Origin of the sequence: Actibacterium atlanticum, assembly GCF_000671395.1 — a bacterium.
Lineage (GTDB): Bacteria > Pseudomonadota > Alphaproteobacteria > Rhodobacterales > Rhodobacteraceae > Actibacterium_D > Actibacterium_D atlanticum.
This window is the reverse complement of record NZ_AQQY01000001.1, coordinates 749,674-768,493: the sequence shown is the minus strand read 5'-3', so window position 1 is coordinate 768,493 and position 18,820 is coordinate 749,674. Positions and strand designations below refer to the sequence as shown.

The 18,820-nt window shown below is 57.7% G+C and carries 16 protein-coding genes; 8 read left to right on the top strand and 8 right to left on the bottom strand.

Annotated features, from left to right (window positions below; translation table 11 throughout):
- Positions 1 to 28 precede the first annotated feature (28 nt).
- Positions 29 to 853, top strand: a complete 825-nt coding sequence (locus ATO10_RS03805) for a sulfite exporter TauE/SafE family protein (protein ID WP_035248122.1) — start codon at positions 29 to 31, stop codon at positions 851 to 853.
- Positions 854 to 944: 91 nt separating this feature from the next.
- On the top strand, positions 945 to 1,247 hold the full coding sequence (locus tag ATO10_RS03800; RefSeq protein WP_035248120.1) for a hypothetical protein: 303 nt from the start codon (positions 945 to 947) through the stop codon (positions 1,245 to 1,247).
- Between the two features lie 20 nt (positions 1,248 to 1,267).
- Here the strand turns inward: ATO10_RS03800 and ATO10_RS03795 are convergent, their stop codons facing one another.
- Genes ATO10_RS03795 through ccmI form a run of 3 tightly spaced genes read right to left on the bottom strand, consistent with a single transcriptional unit; the run spans position 1,268 to position 3,204 of the window.
- Positions 1,268 to 1,507, bottom strand: coding sequence for a DUF1289 domain-containing protein (locus ATO10_RS03795; protein ID WP_035248118.1), 240 nt, complete (start codon positions 1,505 to 1,507; stop codon positions 1,268 to 1,270).
- Entirely contained in the window at positions 1,504 to 1,983 is a 480-nt protein-coding gene (gene ruvX, locus ATO10_RS03790) for a Holliday junction resolvase RuvX (protein ID WP_035248116.1), read from the bottom strand. The genes ATO10_RS03795 and ruvX overlap by 4 nt, the downstream gene beginning before the upstream one ends.
- Complete coding sequence (gene ccmI, locus ATO10_RS03785; protein WP_035248114.1) at positions 1,984 to 3,204, bottom strand: c-type cytochrome biogenesis protein CcmI; 1,221 nt, start codon at positions 3,202 to 3,204, stop codon at positions 1,984 to 1,986.
- A gap of 211 nt (positions 3,205 to 3,415) precedes the next feature.
- Here ccmI and ATO10_RS03780 point away from each other — a divergent pair, with 211 nt between their 5' ends.
- Positions 3,416 to 4,441 carry an ATP-grasp fold amidoligase family protein gene (locus ATO10_RS03780; protein ID WP_035248109.1) on the top strand — a complete coding sequence of 342 codons (1,026 nt, stop codon included), beginning with the start codon at positions 3,416 to 3,418 and terminating at the stop codon, positions 4,439 to 4,441.
- A gap of 5 nt (positions 4,442 to 4,446) precedes the next feature.
- On the opposite strand, the gene ATO10_RS16150 is transcribed toward ATO10_RS03780, so the two are convergent.
- Positions 4,447 to 6,261: a glycosyltransferase family 2 protein gene (locus ATO10_RS16150; protein WP_081806406.1), complete on the bottom strand. Its 1,815-nt coding sequence runs from the start codon at positions 6,259 to 6,261 to the stop codon at positions 4,447 to 4,449.
- Complete coding sequence (locus ATO10_RS03770; RefSeq protein WP_238323358.1) at positions 6,258 to 7,634, bottom strand: glycosyltransferase family 2 protein; 1,377 nt, start codon at positions 7,632 to 7,634, stop codon at positions 6,258 to 6,260. Before ATO10_RS03770 ends, ATO10_RS16150 begins: the two co-directional genes overlap by 4 nt.
- A gap of 296 nt (positions 7,635 to 7,930) precedes the next feature.
- Here ATO10_RS03770 and ATO10_RS03765 point away from each other — a divergent pair, with 296 nt between their 5' ends.
- Both ATO10_RS03765 and ATO10_RS03760 read left to right on the top strand, forming a co-directional pair.
- Complete coding sequence (locus ATO10_RS03765; protein WP_035248107.1) at positions 7,931 to 8,539, top strand: superoxide dismutase; 609 nt, start codon at positions 7,931 to 7,933, stop codon at positions 8,537 to 8,539.
- Between the two features lie 709 nt (positions 8,540 to 9,248).
- On the top strand, positions 9,249 to 9,680 hold the full coding sequence (locus ATO10_RS03760; RefSeq protein ID WP_035248105.1) for a hypothetical protein: 432 nt from the start codon (positions 9,249 to 9,251) through the stop codon (positions 9,678 to 9,680).
- Positions 9,681 to 9,769: 89 nt separating this feature from the next.
- Here ATO10_RS03760 and ATO10_RS03755 read toward each other — a convergent pair whose 3' ends face one another.
- A complete protein-coding gene (locus tag ATO10_RS03755) occupies positions 9,770 to 10,327 on the bottom strand; it encodes an LOG family protein (protein WP_035248103.1) in 558 nt (185 codons plus the stop codon).
- Positions 10,328 to 10,428: 101 nt separating this feature from the next.
- Here ATO10_RS03755 and ATO10_RS15885 point away from each other — a divergent pair, with 101 nt between their 5' ends.
- A complete protein-coding gene (locus ATO10_RS15885) occupies positions 10,429 to 11,664 on the top strand; it encodes a LysM peptidoglycan-binding domain-containing protein (RefSeq protein ID WP_051597918.1) in 1,236 nt (411 codons plus the stop codon).
- A gap of 28 nt (positions 11,665 to 11,692) precedes the next feature.
- Here the strand turns inward: ATO10_RS15885 and ATO10_RS03745 are convergent, their stop codons facing one another.
- Together ATO10_RS03745 and ATO10_RS03740 are read right to left on the bottom strand one after the other, a co-directional pair.
- Positions 11,693 to 15,298 (bottom strand): efflux RND transporter permease subunit, encoded by a 3,606-nt coding sequence (locus tag ATO10_RS03745; RefSeq protein ID WP_081806405.1) that lies wholly within the window; start codon positions 15,296 to 15,298, stop codon positions 11,693 to 11,695.
- Positions 15,295 to 16,524: an efflux RND transporter periplasmic adaptor subunit gene (locus tag ATO10_RS03740; protein WP_035248102.1), complete on the bottom strand. Its 1,230-nt coding sequence runs from the start codon at positions 16,522 to 16,524 to the stop codon at positions 15,295 to 15,297. Before ATO10_RS03740 ends, ATO10_RS03745 begins: the two co-directional genes overlap by 4 nt.
- Positions 16,525 to 16,761: 237 nt before the next feature.
- Between ATO10_RS03740 and ATO10_RS03735 the strand changes: the two genes are divergently transcribed.
- Entirely contained in the window at positions 16,762 to 17,418 is a 657-nt protein-coding gene (locus ATO10_RS03735) for a hypothetical protein (protein WP_035248100.1), read from the top strand.
- Positions 17,419 to 17,454: 36 nt separating this feature from the next.
- A complete protein-coding gene (locus ATO10_RS03730; protein WP_035248099.1) occupies positions 17,455 to 18,801 on the top strand; it encodes a PQQ-like beta-propeller repeat protein in 1,347 nt (448 codons plus the stop codon).
- Positions 18,802 to 18,820: the final 19 nt, after the last annotated feature.

Sequence of the window (18,820 nt, the reverse complement as noted above, 5' to 3'; positions counted from 1 at the left end):
GGTTATCTGACCAAAACGGAGCCCACCCATGCCTGATCTTGCGACCCTGGTCCCTCTGACTGCTGTGCTTCTTGCCATCGGAGCCTTTGCCGGGCTGATCGCCGGTTTGCTGGGGGTGGGCGGCGGCATCGTCTTGGTGCCCGCGTTTTTGTACACCTTCACCGCGCTTGGATATGACAGCCCGCAGTTGATGCAGATTTGTCTGGCGACGTCTCTGGCGACGATCATCGTGACCTCTTTGCGGTCCGTGCACAGCCACAACAAAAAAGGCGCGGTCGATTGGCAGGTGCTGCGGGACTGGGCACCCGGGATCGTGGTAGGGGCGGTGATTGGCGTTTTTGTGGCTTCCAGCCTGCGCTCAACCGTGTTGCAGGGCATCTTTGGCGTGCTAGGCGTTTGCATCGGGCTGTATCTGGCCTTTGGCAAGCCGCATTGGCGCATCTCGGATAAAATGCCCGGTCTGTCGACCCGCGCACCCGTGTCGTCATTGGTAGGCTTTTTGTCAGTGTTGATGGGGGTTGGCGGCGGCTCTTTTGCGGTGCCGACAATGACCCTCTATGGCCAGCCCATTCACCGGGCCGTGGCAACCGCAGCCGGGTTTGGCGTTGCCATCGCGCTGCCCTCGGCGATTGGGTTCCTGATGGTGTCTATCCCGGCCGACGTGCGCCCGCCTTATACCATTGGAGCAGTAAACCTGCCTGCCTTTGGTCTGGTGATCTGTATGACGTTGATCACCGCGCCAATGGGGGCCCGGCTTGCCCATTCCATGAACCCAAAGCCGCTTAAACGGGTGTTCGCCCTGTTTTTGGTCCTTGTTGCCCTGAACATGCTGCGCAAAGCGCTGGGGCTTTAACTTTCTTGCGAAAAGATACGGATGCCGCGACGGAAACTGCGTGGCGCCGCGTTTCTCACTTACATCAACGCGAACAAGTGAGGATCAGTTCATGAACGTTAAACCTATCGCATTGGGCGTACTTATCGCTGCTACTTTGGCCAGCGGTGTTCAGGCACAAACCCCGGGGCAGGGGCGCCAGATTGCCAAGCAAATTGCTGCGGACCTGGGCCTGCAACGCAAAGATGTCAAAAGCTGCGTAAAAACGCTGGATAAACCAGCGGAACGTGGCGCGGCGACCGATGAACAGCGCGCCGCCAACAAAGAGAAGCTCATCACCTGTCTGCAGCAGGTCAATCCTGATCTCAGCGAAGAGCTGATCTCGGCGACAATTGACAAGTACCGCCTGCAGTAAAACAACCCGGGCGGCGCCCGTCAGCTGCGATCCCGCAGTTTCGCCGCCCGACCCCCGCGCCGTTTCTTCAGGCGCGGTGCGCGGTCTGGCAGTTCTTGCATGATTGCAAGACGGGTGGCGTTATCCATTGCTGACCAGCCGCCGATTTCCTGCAAAGTGCGAAAGCAGCCGGTGCAGATTTGCTCTTCGGGGTGGATGGTGCAGAGTTTTACGCAGGGCGAGGCGATCTCGTCGCGGGCCCAAACCTGATCATCGTTCATGCGCCACTTCCCAGATGATTTATGCGATCCAGCGCGCCTTGCAAAATATAACCTGCGGCGACGTGATCAATGACCTCGGCCCGGCGCCGCCGAGAGGTGTCTGCCTCGAGCAAGGCCCGTTCCGCAGCCACGGTTGAAAGCCGCTCGTCCCAGAACCCGATCGGCAGGTCGGTCAGGTTGGCCAGATTGCGGGCAAAGGCGCGGGTCGATTGGCAGCGCGGTCCTTCCGAGCCATCCATATTACGCGGCAATCCCAGCACGATTCCGGTGACATCGCGTTTGGTCAGAATTTCAAGAAGCTTCGTGGCATCAACGCCAAATTTCTTGCGGCGGATGGTTTCCAGCGGGGTGGCGACACTGCGCAGCCCGTCAGACACGGCAACGCCGATGGTCTGGGTGCCAAGGTCAAGCCCGGCCACCGCCTTCATCGGGGAAAGCGCCGCGTTGAAAGCTTCAAATTCTTCGTAGACCGGCATTTATTCCAGCCCGGCGCGATTTGCCTCGGCGCCGATCACCGATAGGGCAGCCTCGTTTTCGGCAAAGACCTGCTGGGCCTCGGCCCAGATCGCGCTGGCGCGTTCCGTATCGCCCAGAATACCCAAGGCCCGGATCAGCTGAGCCCATTCCTGCGGCGAGCCGCCTTCTGTGGCCAGACGTTCACTCAGCCCATCGACCATGCCTTGGATCATGTCGGCCTGTTCTTCAGCCGTCATATCCTGAGCGGCCTGCATATCTTCGGCGCTGGGGCCACGCGTGGCGGGCGCAAGGGTCGGGGGCGTGTAGTCGACCCCGGCCCGGAATGCCAATTCTTCGATCCCGTTCTGGATCGCAGGAACCCAGGGGTCGTCGGCGTTGCTTTGCGCCAGAAGCTGGCTCCAGATACGGAAGGCAAAATCCGGGCGGCCGGTCTGGGCGTACATCAGGCCCAGATAAAACCGTGCGCTGCCTTCGGTTGGGTCTTTGCGCAACGCCTGATCAATCGCGCCTTCCGCTTCGGGTGACACATAACCGTTGGTCGCCAGGATCATCATGTCCGCCATAAAGGCAAAGTCATCGGCGGTGGCCTCTTCGCCCAACAGGCTGATCATTTTGGACTGCGCGGTATAGGCGGCTTTGAGGTTGCCCAATGCGGCCTCGTTTGAGGCCAGAAGGCGCAGGCCTTCGGCATCGTCGGGGCGTTCGGCGACCACGTCTCTTAGGTTCTGCACCAGCTCTTCGTGACGCGGGTCGTTTTGCTGCGGAGAGGGCGGGATGCGCGCCTCGGCCTCGGCCTGACGAAGGCGGTTGGCGCGCGCCTGATCTGCGGCGTCCTTGCGGGCCTGCAAGGGCATATCCGGATAGCCCGGTGTACCGATGGTGTAATACAGCCCAGCCGAGCCCCCCAAGACGGCAACAAAAGCCGCAAGTGCCAATACACGCGTGCCGGTCGGTGTTTTGACCGAGGCGTCCTGACCGGATTGCAGGGCTTTGTCGGCCTCAAGAATACGTTTGGAAATTTCCAACCGGGTGCGCTCGGCATCCTCCGGCGAGATCACTCCGCGAGCCAGATCCTTTTCCACCTCGCGCAGCTGGTCCTTATACACCTTCAGGTCATAGGCAGCGGCGGGGGCGGCGTTGTCACGCGCGCGCCACAGGGTCAGGGCAAGAATAGCGGCCACAAAGGCGGCAATGAGTATGGCAATCAGCCAGAACAGCATGCGGGTCTTCCTCTTGGTTCCCACGCATGTAACCACTGCGCGGGTCGGACGAAAGAGGGAAACCACGTTCAGTTCGCGCTTGGGCGCCATGTCGCAGGAGGCGTGGCAGGGATGCCATACCTATGGGCATTGGTTAACGGCTCTGTTGACCAATTAGGCTAAACCTATAAGATTCCAACAAAAGTTCGATAAAAAACGAGCAGGCAGGACATTGAGAGACTTTGAAGAACAGGCGTTTTACAACAAACGCACGCGCGAAGAATATGGCGACGCCCTGATTGGCGAGTACATGAAAGATTTCTGGGATTGGTATTCCGATAACCTGGAAACCGCACCAGCCGTGGACGGCGATGGCATGATGACATGCCTTTCATCGTTCGGGTCGCGCAAGACGAAGAATATCGCCCGCCGCGGTATTGCGGGATATTATCGGGCCAGAGGCAAATTCCCTGATTTCCAAAAGCCCAAAAACTTCACCGAAATGACGTTGCTTAACAGTATCGTTGCGCCGCTTCCTACGGTCATTCCCGCCGACAAGTTGAATGTGGGAAACTACATCCCGCAGCATCGTCGCGACTTTGTGCGCCCGGCCAAGGTATTTCGCAGCTTTAGCAGTGCCGAAGAGCTGAATTTTGATGGGCTCGCGCCCGGCAGTTACTTCCTTAAGGCCAATCACGGCAGCGCACAGGCTGAACGTATAACGCTTCCGATGACGCCAGCAGAGCTGGAAAGCCTTCGTGAAAAGACCGAATTTTGGCTGAGCAAACCCTATGGTTTGAAGTCATCGCAGTGGTGGTATCGGCTGATCGAACGCAAAGTCTTTGTCGAAGAAGACCTGTGCCGCGTGGCTGGCGAACCGATCCCGGACTTCCGGTTTCACTGCATCAATGGTCAGGTTGCGCTGCTGCAATTGGATCTGGGATTGGGAAGCGACGAGCGTAATAATCCGATCTTTGATGGCGATCTGAACTATATGCCCCATGATTTCCTGCGCGATAATCTGGGCGAGGTCGAACTGCCAAAGAATGCCGAACTTGCCCGCGACGTGGCAAAAGAAATTGCCGCGCCTTTCCCGTATGTCCGCGTCGACATTTACGTGCGTGATTCCGAGATGATCCTGGGTGAATTGACGTTTCTGCCAAACTCAGGCCGTCGTAAAATTCTTTCAGACGAGATCAACGATCATCTGTGCAGTTTTTGGAACCCGATGCCGCAGGTTGTTGGGATTGCAGCCTGATTTGATCAGGCTGCAAGGTCTTTCCATGGCGCGCAAAGGTCGACCCAGCTGTCGTCCTTTGCATAGCCCAGCTTTTTCAGCGCATCGCCATATTCCTGGACATAAATCTCGGCAATTTCGCGCGGAAGCTTGGTGACCCACTGGGCGGCTTTGCCCGACTTGATGTGGCGCGCCACGATATCTTCGCGGTTTTCCTCGGCGGCCAATCCGCCAAACAGGCTGTTTTGCCAATAGATATCGACAATCTTGTCGATATCGAGCCCCTCTACACCAAGGTCTTCCAGCGTTTTGCGGAACAAGCTGCAATCCGTGTCATTGATCAAATCCTCATATCGCAACTCGGCGGCGTGAGGGTTGTCATAGGACCATTTCAGCATTTCTTGCACCGTATCGTGGTGTTTGTGGCGCATTTCAAACTCTAGCCGAGCCAGATCATCGGGCAGGGCATTCAGAAAGTCCTGATAGTTCAAGCCACCCCATTCATCGCGCTTTTCGCGCAGGAACTTTTCGTTCCCAAGTCCGGCGGTGCGATGATAGCGCATGCCCGACAGCAGGATATCGCGCGGATCGCGGATGATGTGGATAAAACGGGTGTCTTGCCGCTGAACCAATTCTTCGGGGAAGGTCGTGTGCCAGTTCAGCAAGACCGCAGGCCCCTCGGCAGGCAGGTCACTTAGGCGTTTTTTACGATAGCACTGCATCGTCGGTACCTGCAGATCGTCGGCGACTTGCCGAAAGACCTTACGCATCCAGATCGTACCGGTTTTGTGATGCGTGCCGATGCCCAAGAACCTGACGTTCTCGGGATTATCCTTTGGGGGCGGGGGGAGTTCTTGCTCTACCTCCTCGAACGCGCCGGTTTCAACAAAGGTCGCCCATTGCGGGTCTTGTAGCTGATAGTCGATGGTGCGCCGGGCGCTGTCCAATGCTGCATGCTGCAATGCGTTCAGGATCGGGTCTTCCAGCAGGCGATCCATTTCCTGCTGCAGGCCTTCGGTACGAATGGAGGTATCTTCAAACGCGTTCAGATCGAATTTGGGCCAATAAGAGGTGTCGATACGATCTTTGTTCTTGGAATTTGCTGTGCCGCGCAAACGCTTCAGCAGGAACTCTTCGCGCGATTTGACAGCATAGTGATTGATCTGCCCAAAAGCATAGCCCACCTGACTGGCATTCGTCCGCCAGCCGTTCACATGCAGTGCATCCCCCAGATCGCGGCCCGATCCGTTGAACCATGTGGCCATATCTGCCGTGACTTCACGGTCTTTATAGAACTTCGGGCGATGAACCCCGAAATAATCAAACACTTTCGGACGGAAGATGGTTTTGAACCCCCAGACAAGGCCGTTTTCAGGCTTGTCCAACGTGCAGCCGCGCGTAAAGCGTTCCGTCACCGGTTCGGGGCGCATCTGCGTTTGTCCCGCCGAGCCCATCAACCGCCAGTTCAATGAGATCGCGTCAGCCCCTTCGCAGGCGTCAAGCAGATCGTCGACACGGCCGTCGCCCACGCGGATGTTCATGAATTCATCTGCGTCGATGATCAGCACCCAATCGGCATCGCGGGTCAAATCCATCTTGCCCGCGCGGCTATAGGCGGCGCGCTGCGGGTCCATGCCCGGGCCAATCGGGTTGTCGAAATGGTGTACGATGCCCAGCTGATCCAGCCGGTTCAGCATCAGGTTGGTGCCATCGGTGCAATCATTGGAAAACAGCACAAAATCATCAAAGCCGATCAGCCGGTGATAGGCGATCCACTCGATCAGATAAGGCGCCTCGTTTTTCATGGTCGAGACGACGATCTTGCGGCCGTGATTGCTCATGACGATTTTCCAGCCCGCTCTTCCGCCCAGGTTTCACGTACCACTTCACCCCGTGCGCGCGCGGCGCGATTGCGCGCCTGACGCTCTTCGCGTTCTTTTTTGCGGGCGGCGCGGGCGCGTTCTTTTTCGTCGTCCAGCTCTTTCTTGATGGGGTCGTCCGTCTGGGCGTCTTCATAGGGGTTTTCGTCATCAACCAGCCCGGCGGCTTTCTTCAGCGCGGCACGGGTTTCGCCCTTTTTGGCGGTCTGGCTGCGGGAAATCATAAGGGCGATTTCGCGATCCGGAATGCCGGATTTCCGCATCTCTTCGACCTTGTCTTGCCATTCTTTGGGAAGGTGCTGGGTAAACAAAATCTCATCCAATTCATCAATGCCGACTTGCGAGGCCTCTTTCAAAGACGTCAGCCATTCATCATACTCGCCCGTGGTACGCAGCTTGTCGACCAGCGCCTGATGGAACTCATATGCTTTGTCCTGCAATGCGCGCAGCTTGGGGTCTGCCAACATTTGTTCCATGATCTCGCGCACCGGTCCAGCGTGACGGGCGGCGTTGTTGGCCTCGATCTCGTTGCGATCGAAAATTGCGAAATAGGCGGCGTTATACTTATCGGCTTTCTTGTTCACATTGCCGCGCATGCGGCGCAGAAGATAGGCCTCGTAGCTTTTGACGGCATAGTGGTTCAGCTCGACCAGATCATAGCCCAGCGTCGGCTTGGTCGAGCGCCAGCCAGACAGATTGAATTCCTTGGGCATGGGTTCGCCCGAGCCATTCACCCAATGCTGGGCCAACATGGCGCGCGCATTTTCGGGCTCTTGCTTGGCTTTTTTGATGTGCGGGCGGTGAATGCCCAGTTTGATCTGATCATAGGGGCGGAACAGGGTCTTCACCCCCCAGCCGCGTTTGAACATGTCCGGCGCTGCCTTGGTAAAGCTTTCGGAAACCAGACCAGGGTTCCAATCGGTGATCTCGGATGATCCAAAGAACCGCCACGTGATCGCCATCGCGTCTGTGCCGTCGGGCATCGCCGCCATCAGGTCGGGCAGGCGGCCGTCACCGGTTTTGATCGACAGAAACTCATCCGCGTCCATGGTCAGGATCCATTCACTGTCCATGACCTCGGGGTTTTTTGTGGCCAGCGCGAGCGCGTGGGGCTGAGGCTTTTTATCCTCGGGCACGACATTCTCGAAATGTTTGCAATAGCCCAGCTCTTGCAACCGGATCAGCATTTCATCGGTGCCGTCGGTGCAGTTGTTGGTGTAGACGCAAATGTTATCGAAGCCCAGATAGTGGTGATAGGCGACCCATTCCACCAGGCAATGCCCTTCGTCCTTCATCATCGAAAGGATGGTGTGTTGATGTTTCGCAGATTGCATCGCGTCCTGTCCCGTTATCCCGCATTATTGAAATGCGACTGCTGCCCGTACTCATACGCATCAAACCGTTCAGAAAACATGACCGGCGTAATGATGAGACCCGCTTTTGCGCAGGTTTGCCATTGTTTCCGTAAAGGATACAGTTTGTTAGCCAAATGTCGAGGCCCGCTCAGGGGGAGGATTGGAAATTATGCCGCATTTTTCGGCGCTTGCTTTTTCAATCGGCTCTTGACCTTTTCTCTCAGAAACCGACATTTGTGTGCAAATTGAACCCGCGAACCGAAAGGGCTTACCCAATGGCTTTCGAACTTCCTGATCTTCCCTATGCACATGACGCGCTGGCTGACGCTGGCATGTCGGCTGAGACGCTGGAATACCACCACGATCTGCACCACAAAGCTTATGTCGACAACGGCAACAAGCTGATCGCCGGCACCGAGTGGGAAGGCAAGTCGCTGGAAGAGATCGTCAAAGGCACCTATGCCGCTGGCGCCGTGGCACAGAACGGCATCTTCAACAACGCCTCGCAGCACTGGAACCACATGCAGTTCTGGGAAATGATGGGCCCCGCAGGCAACACCATGCCCGGCGAGCTGGAAGCCCGCATCGTTGACGCCTTTGGTTCGGTTGACGAGTTCAAACAGCAGTTCTCGGCTGCTGGCGCTGGCCAGTTCGGCTCGGGCTGGTGCTGGCTGGTGGTTGACACCGACGGCACGCTGAAAGTCACCAAAACCGAAAACGGCGTGAACCCACTGTGCTTTGACCAAACCGCGCTGCTGGGTTGCGACGTGTGGGAGCACTCCTACTACATCGACTTCCGCAACAAACGCCCGGCCTACCTGACCAACTTCCTGGACAAGCTGGTCAACTGGGAAAACGTCGCCGAGCGTCTGTCGAACGCCTGATCGCGTTTCCGACCGTGAAAGAATTGAAAGCCGCCCTTCGGGGCGGTTTTTACTTTGAGTTAGCTCAGTGCTGCGCCCCAGACACATTCAAAGCTTGCGACGCTAAGGTTACAGTAGGGAACGGCAATCGCACCGCTTGCACTGTTCATGAATTCCCCAACGGCGTTTGCCGCTGGGGTCATAGTGTTGCAAGAACGTCGCTAACTGGTGTTACATCATCCAGCTTATGGTTAGTCACTTATTTTTTTGCGTGTGTGCCAAGCGCCTTCTTTGCACTGTTGATACCAGTTTCCGACTAGTTCGATTGTGCTGCCATGTGAGTAAATCCCATCAGCGTACTCGCAAGTCTTAGAATGGCCACCCTCCCAAGCGCCGGTTACATTACACTCTATGAAAGTGCGATGAGACCAAATCCTGGAACTTGGCGAATATTTATCGCCCTCGTATATACAAATGGCCTTTGTTAGATGCTTTTCTTCCTCGTGATTTTCCTACTAAACATAAAAAACTTCGTCCTGTACTTGGAACGAAAACTGCTTTTCGAGAATGGAAAAATACTTCTATGACAACAAGAAACCAGATTGAGCTTTCCGAAAGCCCAGATGGTACTGTGGGAATGCAATCAGTTCCCGCAGAAGGGGGGGCGTAAATCACCAAGATTCATTTCTCCTTCCCCCAAGATATTGATCGCCGGTCGTATGAAATGCTTATGAAAACGTTTGCTGCATCGTTATTGTTATTTGCTCTCATGAAAGGCTGTGATGAATTCTCCGGCGAAGCTCTGAGAGCTAGCCTCCCGTTAGAGCTTCAAAACTCACAGATTCTGTTTGCAGAGCGAGAGTACTTTGTTTGTGCGCTAGTCGCAGTCGAAGGGCGAGCAGAAACGAAGCCCGGTACGTTGCCTTATGGGTTTTCGGATTGGCGCCCCCTTCCGATCAGCGGCAAAGTCGTGGAAAATTCAATAGTCTATCGAGTTTTGAGTGCTGGTGAGAGGTGCTGGACACGCGAACTCACTGGACGAACGGGGATGTCATCAATTTGGGACTATAACGCAAAGGGCGATGGTTTCTTTGCAAATCGCGGCGGCATCCTTGTAATATTTGATGTTACTAGAGACTTATATCTTGTCGTGGATGGTTAAGATGGTTTTCAAGTCTGATTTCCAAGCCTGAAATTAGATCATCTGAGATACTGAAGGTCTTTGAATACAACTTTCACGACCTATTGATGTCAACTCAACGCTGTTTTCAAAGCAACCATCAGCCCGTTCACAGTGTCACACACCCGGTAGAAATCCTTGATGCTGTCGTCGGCAAAGCCCTCAGCCACGATATGGTCAATCAGCGCCAAAAGCGGGTCCCAGTAGCCATCGGTGTTCAGCAGCAGGATTGGTTTGTCGTGCAGGCCGATTTGGCGCCAGGTCAGGACCTCGAAAAACTCGTCCAGTGATCCGGCCCCGCCGGGCATCACCACGATCGCGTCCGAGTTCATGAACATCACCTTTTTGCGCTCGTGCATGTTCTCGGTGACGATGAAGGTGGACAGGTCGCGCTTGCCGACCTCGCGGTCAAACAGATGCACTGGGATCACGCCGAAGGTGGCCCCGTCATGCGCCTGTGCGGTGCGGGCGATACGGCCCATCAGCCCAACGTCTCCGGCGCCATAGACAAGCCGCCATCCCGCTTTGGCGATGGCTTCACCCGTATCTTGTGCGGCCTGCGCATACGCGGGTTTCACCCCATCCCGAGAACCGCAAAAGACGCAGATGGATTTTGGTGACGGACTCATGATTTGCCTCAAATTTTTCGGTTCTGGACCCTTGATAATCAGGTTGCTATGGTCCGGCAAGCGCGACCCGTGGGGAATTGGCGCGCAGGGGGAAACGGATTATGGCTCTTTGGGCAAAACTTGGCGTGGGTGGTCAAGCCTCGCTGGTCGGTGCGGTTGTCGCTGCGGTGGGCGGCGGGGCCTACTTTTACAATCAGGCGCAGCGCGAATTGATGCAGGTAGAGCCTGTCGTGCTGGCGCCTGAACCTGCGCCGCAAGCGGTTGTGCCCCAAGACCCTGAACCTGATCTGCTGCCTGATCCACCGGGGTTTGATGTCGTGCGTGTCGCCCCGGGAGGCGGGGCGCTGGTGGCCGGGCAGGGCGCTGCGGGTAGTTTGGTTCTGGTGCAGCTGGATGGAGACGATGCCGCCAGTGCGCAAACAGATGCCAATGGCAAGTTCGTTGCGCTTTTCGACATTCCGCCCAGCCCTGATGCGCGGGTGCTGTCGCTGGTGATGGTTCTGGACGACGGTGCCCGTATCCCGTCGCGCGATACAGTTATTCTGGCGCCTGTGGCCGAGCCAGCGCCCGAACCGGCGCCACTGGACCCGCCACAAGTTGTTGCACAGGCCGAAACCCAGCGTGCCCCGGCAGTGCTTTTGGCGGATGACACTGGCGTCAAAGTGCTTCAGCCCGCGCAGGAGGCCTCTGAGGATGTGAGCGTGGTGATTGATGCAATCTCTTACGGGCCTAAGGGCGCTGTGGTGATTGCAGGGCGCGCCGCCGCTGGCAGCATCGTACGGCTCTATCTGGATAATGCGTTCCTGAACGAGGTTCCGGTATCCGAAAGCAGCGCCTGGGAATTGCGTTCTGAGGGGATATCTCCGGGGCTTTATACCCTGCGTGCGGATCAAGTGGACGATAGCGGCAAGGTGGTCGCGCGATTTGAAACACCGTTCAAACGCGAAGCCCCGGCAGAGCTGGCGAAAGTGGTGCAGTCTCCTGCGCAGCCAGCGCCGGCGTCGCCCGCTGCGTTGCAGCCCTTGGCAGAAGCCGCGCCTGAGCCGCAACCTGATGCTGCACCGGTTGCTGCGACAGACGTTGTCGTTGCCGAGGTCGAAACCCCGGCTGAACCGGCCCCAAAGGCGCAGACTGCGCCCTCATCCGCGCCGACAATCGCGCCCAGCCCCCCAGAGGTGTCTCTTGTCACTGTTCAACCCGGCGGGTCTTTGTGGCGGATTGCAAGCGATGCCTATGGCGACGGTCTGCTTTACGTGCAGCTTTACGAAGCCAATAAATCCCAGATCAAGAACCCGGACCTGATTTATCCCGGTCAGGTGTTCGAAGTTCCGAAATAAAAAAGGGCCGGGTTAACCGGCCCTTTGATTATTCAGCGGCGCGCATCGGATCATTCGTTTGGGACGCTTTTTCATCGTCATCCGAAAGCGCCAACCGCAGGGCTTCGATCTGTTCTGAATTGTCCTGCGCCGTGGCGGTTTCGGGTGACTCTTCCCACAGCAATTCGGTCGTTTTGACACGCCGGGTCGCGCGGCTGAGCGCCAGATCAAGCGCGGTGCGGCTTTTGGGGCCGCCCCATATTGCGTGAATGCGGCGTGCGCTGCCTACGAGGATGGTCCAGAACCACACCCGCAATGCCAGCAATGACGGGGTAAAGATCAGCGTTAAAATCGTGGCAATGCCAAGGCCAAACACCACTGCCGTTGCAAGCTGTTTCCACCACAAAGCGGTGGGGCTGTCGATGGAATAGCCGCCGTTGATGAAATCAAAGCTCAGCCCGAACATCATCGACGACAGGCCTGCCATCGTGGTCACCGTGGTCAGCAAAACCGGGCGAATGCGGGCCTCGGCGGTGCGCACGATGGCCTCGATCCGGGGCATATAGCGGCTGTATTCCTGATAGGTGTCGATCAACACAATGTTGTTGTTCACCACGATCCCCGCCAAAGCCACGATCCCGGTGCCGGTCATGATGATCGAGAAGGGTTGCCCCATCACCATCATGCCAATCAACACGCCTGTGGTGGACAAGACCACCGCCAGCAGCACCAGTGTGGCGTTGTAGAAACTGTTGAACTGCGCCAGCAAGATGATGAACATCAGCGCCAAAGCCCCGGCAAAGGCCTGCGACAGGAAGGCCTGGCTTTCGGCCTGATCCTCTGTGTCGCCCGTCCATTCCCATTCGACCTCGGGTGAAAACGGCTGCGTATCCAGCCATTCGGTCAGCAAGGCGATGCGCTCATTGGGGTTGATCGGGGTGCCATCCTCGGTGGTTGTTCCATCTTCCACACCGGCCTTCACGTCAAAGTACCGGGTCTGGCTGATCCGGTCGATCCGACCCAGACCTTCAACCGGTGTGCGGGTGATGAAGTTGGACAGCGGCACCAACCCTTCGGTCGTGCGCAGCTTAAGGCTGTCCAGCGTAGACAACAGGCGGTCCTGTTCTGGCAGGCGCACGCGAATTTCGATTTCGTCGTCAGACGAGGGCACGCGCATGGTGTCCAGCAACAGGCCGCGGGTGACCAATTGCACCATGCCGCCCACGGTGGCGACATCAGCGCCATAGCGCCCGGCCTCTTCGACATCGACATCAATCTGCCAGTCAATCCGCGGCAGGGGCAGGCTGTCTTCGATGTCTTTCAGGGACGGGGTCGTATCAAACTTGGCCCGGGCAATGGCGGCAGCTTCCTGCAGGGCCTCCCAATTGTCGGAACGCATGCGCAGGTGCACCGGCTTGGCCGAGGCGGGCCCCATGGCCAGATCCAAAACTTCGGTTTTGATGCCGGGCAGGGTGGCCATATCGGCGCGCAGTTCCTCCAGCACGATGTTGCCATCCAGATCGGGGCGGTCTTGACGGTCTTCCCATGCAACCAGTTCAATCTGGATTTGACCGATCGTGTCCAGCGGCGGTTGTGCGCCGCCGGTGTTGTTGTTCAACCCGCCTTCACCGGCAAAGGCAAAGGTGTTGTCCACGCCCGGATGGCGCAGAACGATTTCTTCGGCCTGACGTACCAGCGCGTCTTTCTGATCCAACGAAAGGTTGCCACGCGCGCGGACATAGATGATCGCCTGCTCTGGCTCGGATTCCACAAAGAATTCGACACCATTGTTGTTAGCACCATAGAGGCCAAACACGGTTACCACCGCAAATATGACCGCCCCGATTGAGACAACCGGCATGATCGGGTTGCCCGCGATAAAGTGAATGAAATGGCCAAAGACCGAGCGCCGATAGCCCGCTTTGATTTTTTTGCGACGATGTTGAGCCTGAACGGCCGTCATCGTGACCGAGGTGCCCGCCGCACCCAGTGCAAACAGCAAGGCGCCCAGAACAACGCCGCCAAGACCAGCCTCTGGATTGCCAGTCAGATACCCGGGATTGATCATCTGCATCGCCCCCAAAAAGGCGATGAACAGGGTGATCGGCACCAACACGGCCCGCGCGGCCCAGGGGAGGGGGCGCAGCAGGGCGGCGGTGTTGTCCAAAAGGCGCGACCAGCGGCCAGCGACACCGCCGACAACCGGCAGATAGATCAGCGCCACCACCAAAGACGCCGACAGCACAAAGATCAGCGTGACTGGCAACATACCCATGAACTGCCCCGGAACACCGGGCCAAAACAGCATCGGCAAAAAGGCGCATAGCGTTGTCGCGGTCGAGCTGACAATCGGCCAGAACATGCGTTTGGCGGCGTCCGTAAAGGCGTGCATCGGCCCCACGCCCTGTGAAATCCGCCGATCCGCATATTCCACCACAACGATGGCGCCATCCACCAGCATGCCCACGGCAAGGATCAACCCGAACATCACGATGTTGGAAATCGCCACATCCATCAGCCCCAGCAACACGAAACACAGTAAGAACGAAGTCGGGATCGCAAAGCCCACCAGCAGCGCCGAACGCGATCCAAGAAAGGCCAGAACCACGATCATCACCAGTGCAATCGCGGTCAGAACCGAACCTTCCAGCTGCGACACCATCGAGGCAATCGTATGCGATTGGTCCATCGAGGTGCCAATGGTGATGGTCTGTTGCAGTTCAGCAGGCCATTCGGCCTGTTCGCGTTCCACCAGCGCACGAATTTCAGCGGCGGTGTCGATGATATTGAAGCCTTTGCGCTTGACCACCTGAAGCGCCAAAGTGGTTTCGCCGTTGAACCGCGCGGTTCCGGCGCGGTCTTCAAACGTCAGACGGATGTCGGCCAGATCGCCCAGCGTAACCACCCGGTCGCCGTTCTTTTTAACCGGAAGGTCATACACATCCTGAGAGCTATCAAAAGACGACGGAATTTTTACCGAAAAAGCCCCCGACGCGCTTTCGACTTCGCCTGCGGCAATCAGCTGGTTGTTGTTGACAACAACCTGAATCAGCTCGGCGGCGGTGACATTGTAAGCTTCCAGCCGCAATGGGTCGATCACGACTTCCAGCATCTCGTCCCGCTGCCCGGCCAGACCGGCCTCCAGCACCGCATCCAGCGATTCCAGTTCATCCTGAAGGTCCTTGGCCACCCGCAAAAGCGTGCGTTCAGGCACATCCCCAGACAGGTTCACAACAAGAATGGGGAATTCCGAGAAGTTGATCTCGTCCAGATGATACTTGTCCGCGCCTTCGGGGAACTCCGCCTCGGCGGTATTCATCGCATCGCGGATATCGGCGATGATCTTGGTCTTGTCCCAGCCGAACTCGAATTCCAGCACGACATAGGCGTAGTTTTCCAGGGCGGTTGCCGAAATTTTATCAAGCCCGTCCAGATCGACAAGCTCGGCCTCCATGGGTTTGACCAACAGTTTTTCGGCGTCTTCCGCCGAAATACCGGGAAACGAGACCGACACGAAAATCGCCGGAATTTCGATGTCAGGCTCGCCTTCTTTGGGCAGGCCCACATAGGCCAAGGCCCCGGCGGTCAAAGACATGACCACAAATGCCAGAACCATTCGGGCGTGTTTCGCTGCCCAGTCAATAATGCCGGTCATTGGGTCAAACTCTCAAAGCTTGGGGCAACAGGAACGCCGTCAATGACGTATTCCTGACCGATGGTAATGACATCTACTTGATCGGCAGGGCCCTGCACCCAGATACCGTCCGCCGAGTCGCGCAGGATTTTCACAGGAACGAATTGCGCCAGATTACCGGCATCGATGATGCGAACCCCCACGGCGCCCGTATCATCCAGCGTTAACGCGGATTGCGGCAACAGATGCGCCTGTGCATCGCCCGACGACAGCACCATTTCAACCGTCTGCCCATCACGAATGGCCAGATCAGGATTGGGGATTTCAACTTCGACCCGGAAGGTGCGGGTGACCGGATCGGCAGAACGACCAAGGAAGCTGACCATGCCGCTGACTTCTGTGCCGGTGGACAGGCGCGCGCCGCCCATCGAACCAAGGGTTACTTTGTTAACTTCGGTTTCGGGCACGAACCCGACAAGTTTGATCGTATCCAGCTGGATGACAGTTGCGCAGACGGCGCCGGGCTGCAGCAGCGTGCCCAGCTCGGCGCTATCGGTTTCCAGCACGCCGGCGAAGGGAGCGGTGATGGTCAGGCGTTCGATTTCTTTCTGAGCCGCCGCAACAGCTGCTTCGGCAGCCGAGATCCCGGCGCGGGCAGCATCCAACCCGGCCTTTGCCGATTCAATCCCGGCCTGCGCCGAAGACACAGCCGCCGCAGTTGATGCGGCGCGGGTTTCAGAAGCATAACCGGATTTGCGCAGCTCGATCGCCGCCCGGTCATTGATCTCTGCTTCGCTCAACGATGATTGAGCGCCGGTCAGACGCGCCTGAGCCTCGGGCAGACCCGCACGTGCCTGAAGCAATGCTGCCTGTGCCTGTGCCAGATTGGCGTCCCGGGTCCCCGGGTCAATTTCGCACAGAACCTGATCTTCTGCCACCAGCTGCCCTTTGCGCAACGGGGCCGAGATCACCCGGCCCGAGGTTTCCGCCAGCACAGCAACTTGACGTGCGGCTTCGGTCTGGCCGCGCACTTTGACAAACTCGGCGATTGCGCTGGCCGACGAGTGAACAGCAACAACCGGAACAGCGCTGACCTGATCCGCGGGCGTTTCTTCTGCTGGCGTTTCGTTTTGGGCTTCTTCTGGAATGTCGCGCCCGGCAAAGTCCAGAACGTCATCTCGTTTTAGGACGAGCATATAGAGCGCAACGATGACCAAAGCGGCCGTGATGAAGGAAATAATACGCATTTTGCTCCCTAGGACTGCTCCGCTGCATGGGCGGTTAGAACTTTTATTTCTATATCCGTATTCGGCGATCTGCCGCAGTTCGTGGACCCCGAAATTGCGGATAGTGAACTGTCTGGTTCAGCTTACGAATTTAGGAGCTTTCCTGCAATAGGCAAGGGGCCGCATACGGGGCTTGGCAATCTTGCGACGCATGGGTTAAGACTGCTGCGCAACACCCGAAGGCGCAGAGAGGCCTAAATGAGCAATCCCGAAAGCTTTATTGATGAAGTCAGCGAAGAAGTTCGCCGTGATCAGCTGTATAAGTTGATCCGCCGGTACGGCTGGATTGCTGTGGCTGCTGTGCTTTTGATTGTTGGCGGCGCGTCTTTTTTAGAACTTAAAAAAGCGCGCGAAACCGCTGCGGCGCAGGCTTTGGGCGATGCGACTCTTGCCGCGATGCAATTGGAAACACCCGAGGCCCGGCTGGAAGCTCTTGGCGCGATAGAAGTTGACGGAGAAGCCAAGGCGGTGATCGCGCTGTTGGCCGCAGGACAGGAGCTGGGTGCCGGCAATACCGAGGCCGCAGTGGCGCAGTTTGATAGTGTCATCAACGACCCGGCCGTGGCGGAAAGCTATCGCCAGCTTGCGACTTTGAAAAAGGTCATGGCACAGGGCGACACCGCCAGTGCCGAAGCCCACCGCGCCGCACTGGCGCCGATGACGGCTGCCGGGCAACCCTTCCGTAATGTTGCCCTGGAACAACTGGCCCTTGTCGAAGCCCAGGCGGGTGAAACCGAAACCGCCATCGCGCTGTTGCGGCAGGCCTATACGTCCAGCGATGCGACAGGTGACTTGCGTCAGCGCGTCTCTCAGTTGATTGTGGCACTTGGTGGCGATTTGAACGCCATAGAATAACGGCACAGCTTTGGTTGTGTGTAGCAGGGGGCAGTGATGGTGAAGTTTAGCCAAGGGATTGGGGCTCTGGCCGTGTTGGGCCTTTTGGGCGCATGTAGCGACCGTGAGCTGATCCTTGAAGGTGAGCGCATCGACGTGCGTGACTCGCTGATCGTAGAGTCCACACCCGAAGATGGCGCCGACGAAGCGCCCTCCCAAGATCAGCCCCTGATCTCGGCGGCCATCACTTTGCCGTCTCAGCAGACACTGACAGACTGGCCGCAGGTCGGCGGCAACAGCGCACATCTGCCGGTCCATCATGTGTTTGGCAGCACACCGACAGCGGTGTGGAACAGTTCCATTGGCGCGGGCGAAAACCGCAAATACCGGATCACCGCCACCCCCATTGTTGCGGATGGTCGGGTGTACACGCTGGACTCGCGCAGTCAGATTATGGCCCACAGTACCTCTGGTGCCCCGCTCTGGAGCGCTGATCTGACCCCAGCCTCGGAACGCAACCAAGACGCCACGGGGGGCGGTTTGGCCTTTGGCGATGGCATGGTTTTTGCCACAACCGGCTTTGGCCAGTTGATTGCACTGGATGCAGCGACCGGGGCGCAGCTTTGGGTGCAAAAAGCCAACGCCGTGATGTCAGGTGCGCCGACGTATCGTGATGGCATTGTTTATGCCGTGTCTCGCGACAACAGCGCTTGGGCGATCCGGGCCGAAGATGGGCGCGTGCAATGGCAACTGCCGGGCACCCCGTCGGCGGCGGGCATGATTGGTGGCGCTGCTCCGGCATTGTCTGACCGTCTGGCCGTTTTCCCATTTGGCTCTTCTGATCTGGTGGCGACACTGCGCAAATCCGGCATTCGGGTCTGGGCGGCATCTGTGGCTGGCCAGCGCCGGGGGCGGGTCTATGCAACGGTCAGCGACATTACCGGTGATCCGGTGATCGCGGGTGACCGTATCTATGTATCCACTCAGTCGGGCCGCACAGTGGCTTTGGCTGCTGCGGGGGGAGAGCGGATCTGGACCGCCGAAGACGGCGCCTATAGCCCGGTTCTGCCGATGGGTGGTTCGGTCTTCCTGGTATCGGATGAATCCAAGCTGGTGCGACTGGACGCTGAAACCGGCGAACAGGTCTGGGCGATTGATCTGCCATATTTCGTGAAGGAAAAGCCGAAAAAGTTCCGGTCTGTCTTTGCGCATTATGGCCCTGTCATGGCCGGAGGGCGCATCGTTGTGGCCTCGGATGACGGGATGATACGCTTTTTCAATCCCGAGGATGGCAGCCTTGTAAACAGCGTTGAAATCCCCGGCGGTGCCACCACGGACCCGGTGATCGTGAACGGCACGATGTACGTGGTGACAACCAAAGGGCAACTCTACGCTTTTCGCTGACGCGCGAATGGTGTAGGGC

Bases quoted from the DNA above. Each gene is read 5' to 3' on its own strand.
- ATO10_RS03805 (WP_035248122.1), top strand. From the start codon at position 29: ATGCCTGATCTTGCGACCCTGGTCCCTCTGACTGCTGTGCTTCTTGCC.
- ATO10_RS03800 (WP_035248120.1), top strand. From the start codon at position 945: ATGAACGTTAAACCTATCGCATTGGGCGTACTTATCGCTGCTACTTTG.
- ATO10_RS03795 (WP_035248118.1), bottom strand. From the start codon at position 1,507: ATGAACGATGATCAGGTTTGGGCCCGCGACGAGATCGCCTCGCCCTGC.
- ruvX (WP_035248116.1), bottom strand. From the start codon at position 1,983: ATGCCGGTCTACGAAGAATTTGAAGCTTTCAACGCGGCGCTTTCCCCG.
- ccmI (WP_035248114.1), bottom strand. From the start codon at position 3,204: ATGCTGTTCTGGCTGATTGCCATACTCATTGCCGCCTTTGTGGCCGCT.
- ATO10_RS16150 (WP_081806406.1), bottom strand. From the start codon at position 6,261: ATGAGCAATCACGGCCGCAAGATCGTCGTCTCGACCATGAAAAACGAG.
- ATO10_RS03770 (WP_238323358.1), bottom strand. From the start codon at position 7,634: ATGCAATCTGCGAAACATCAACACACCATCCTTTCGATGATGAAGGAC.
- ATO10_RS03765 (WP_035248107.1), top strand. From the start codon at position 7,931: ATGGCTTTCGAACTTCCTGATCTTCCCTATGCACATGACGCGCTGGCT.
- ATO10_RS03760 (WP_035248105.1), top strand. From the start codon at position 9,249: ATGAAAACGTTTGCTGCATCGTTATTGTTATTTGCTCTCATGAAAGGC.
- ATO10_RS03755 (WP_035248103.1), bottom strand. From the start codon at position 10,327: ATGAGTCCGTCACCAAAATCCATCTGCGTCTTTTGCGGTTCTCGGGAT.
- ATO10_RS15885 (WP_051597918.1), top strand. From the start codon at position 10,429: ATGGCTCTTTGGGCAAAACTTGGCGTGGGTGGTCAAGCCTCGCTGGTC.
- ATO10_RS03745 (WP_081806405.1), bottom strand. From the start codon at position 15,298: ATGACCGGCATTATTGACTGGGCAGCGAAACACGCCCGAATGGTTCTG.
- ATO10_RS03740 (WP_035248102.1), bottom strand. From the start codon at position 16,524: ATGCGTATTATTTCCTTCATCACGGCCGCTTTGGTCATCGTTGCGCTC.
- ATO10_RS03735 (WP_035248100.1), top strand. From the start codon at position 16,762: ATGAGCAATCCCGAAAGCTTTATTGATGAAGTCAGCGAAGAAGTTCGC.
- ATO10_RS03730 (WP_035248099.1), top strand. From the start codon at position 17,455: ATGGTGAAGTTTAGCCAAGGGATTGGGGCTCTGGCCGTGTTGGGCCTT.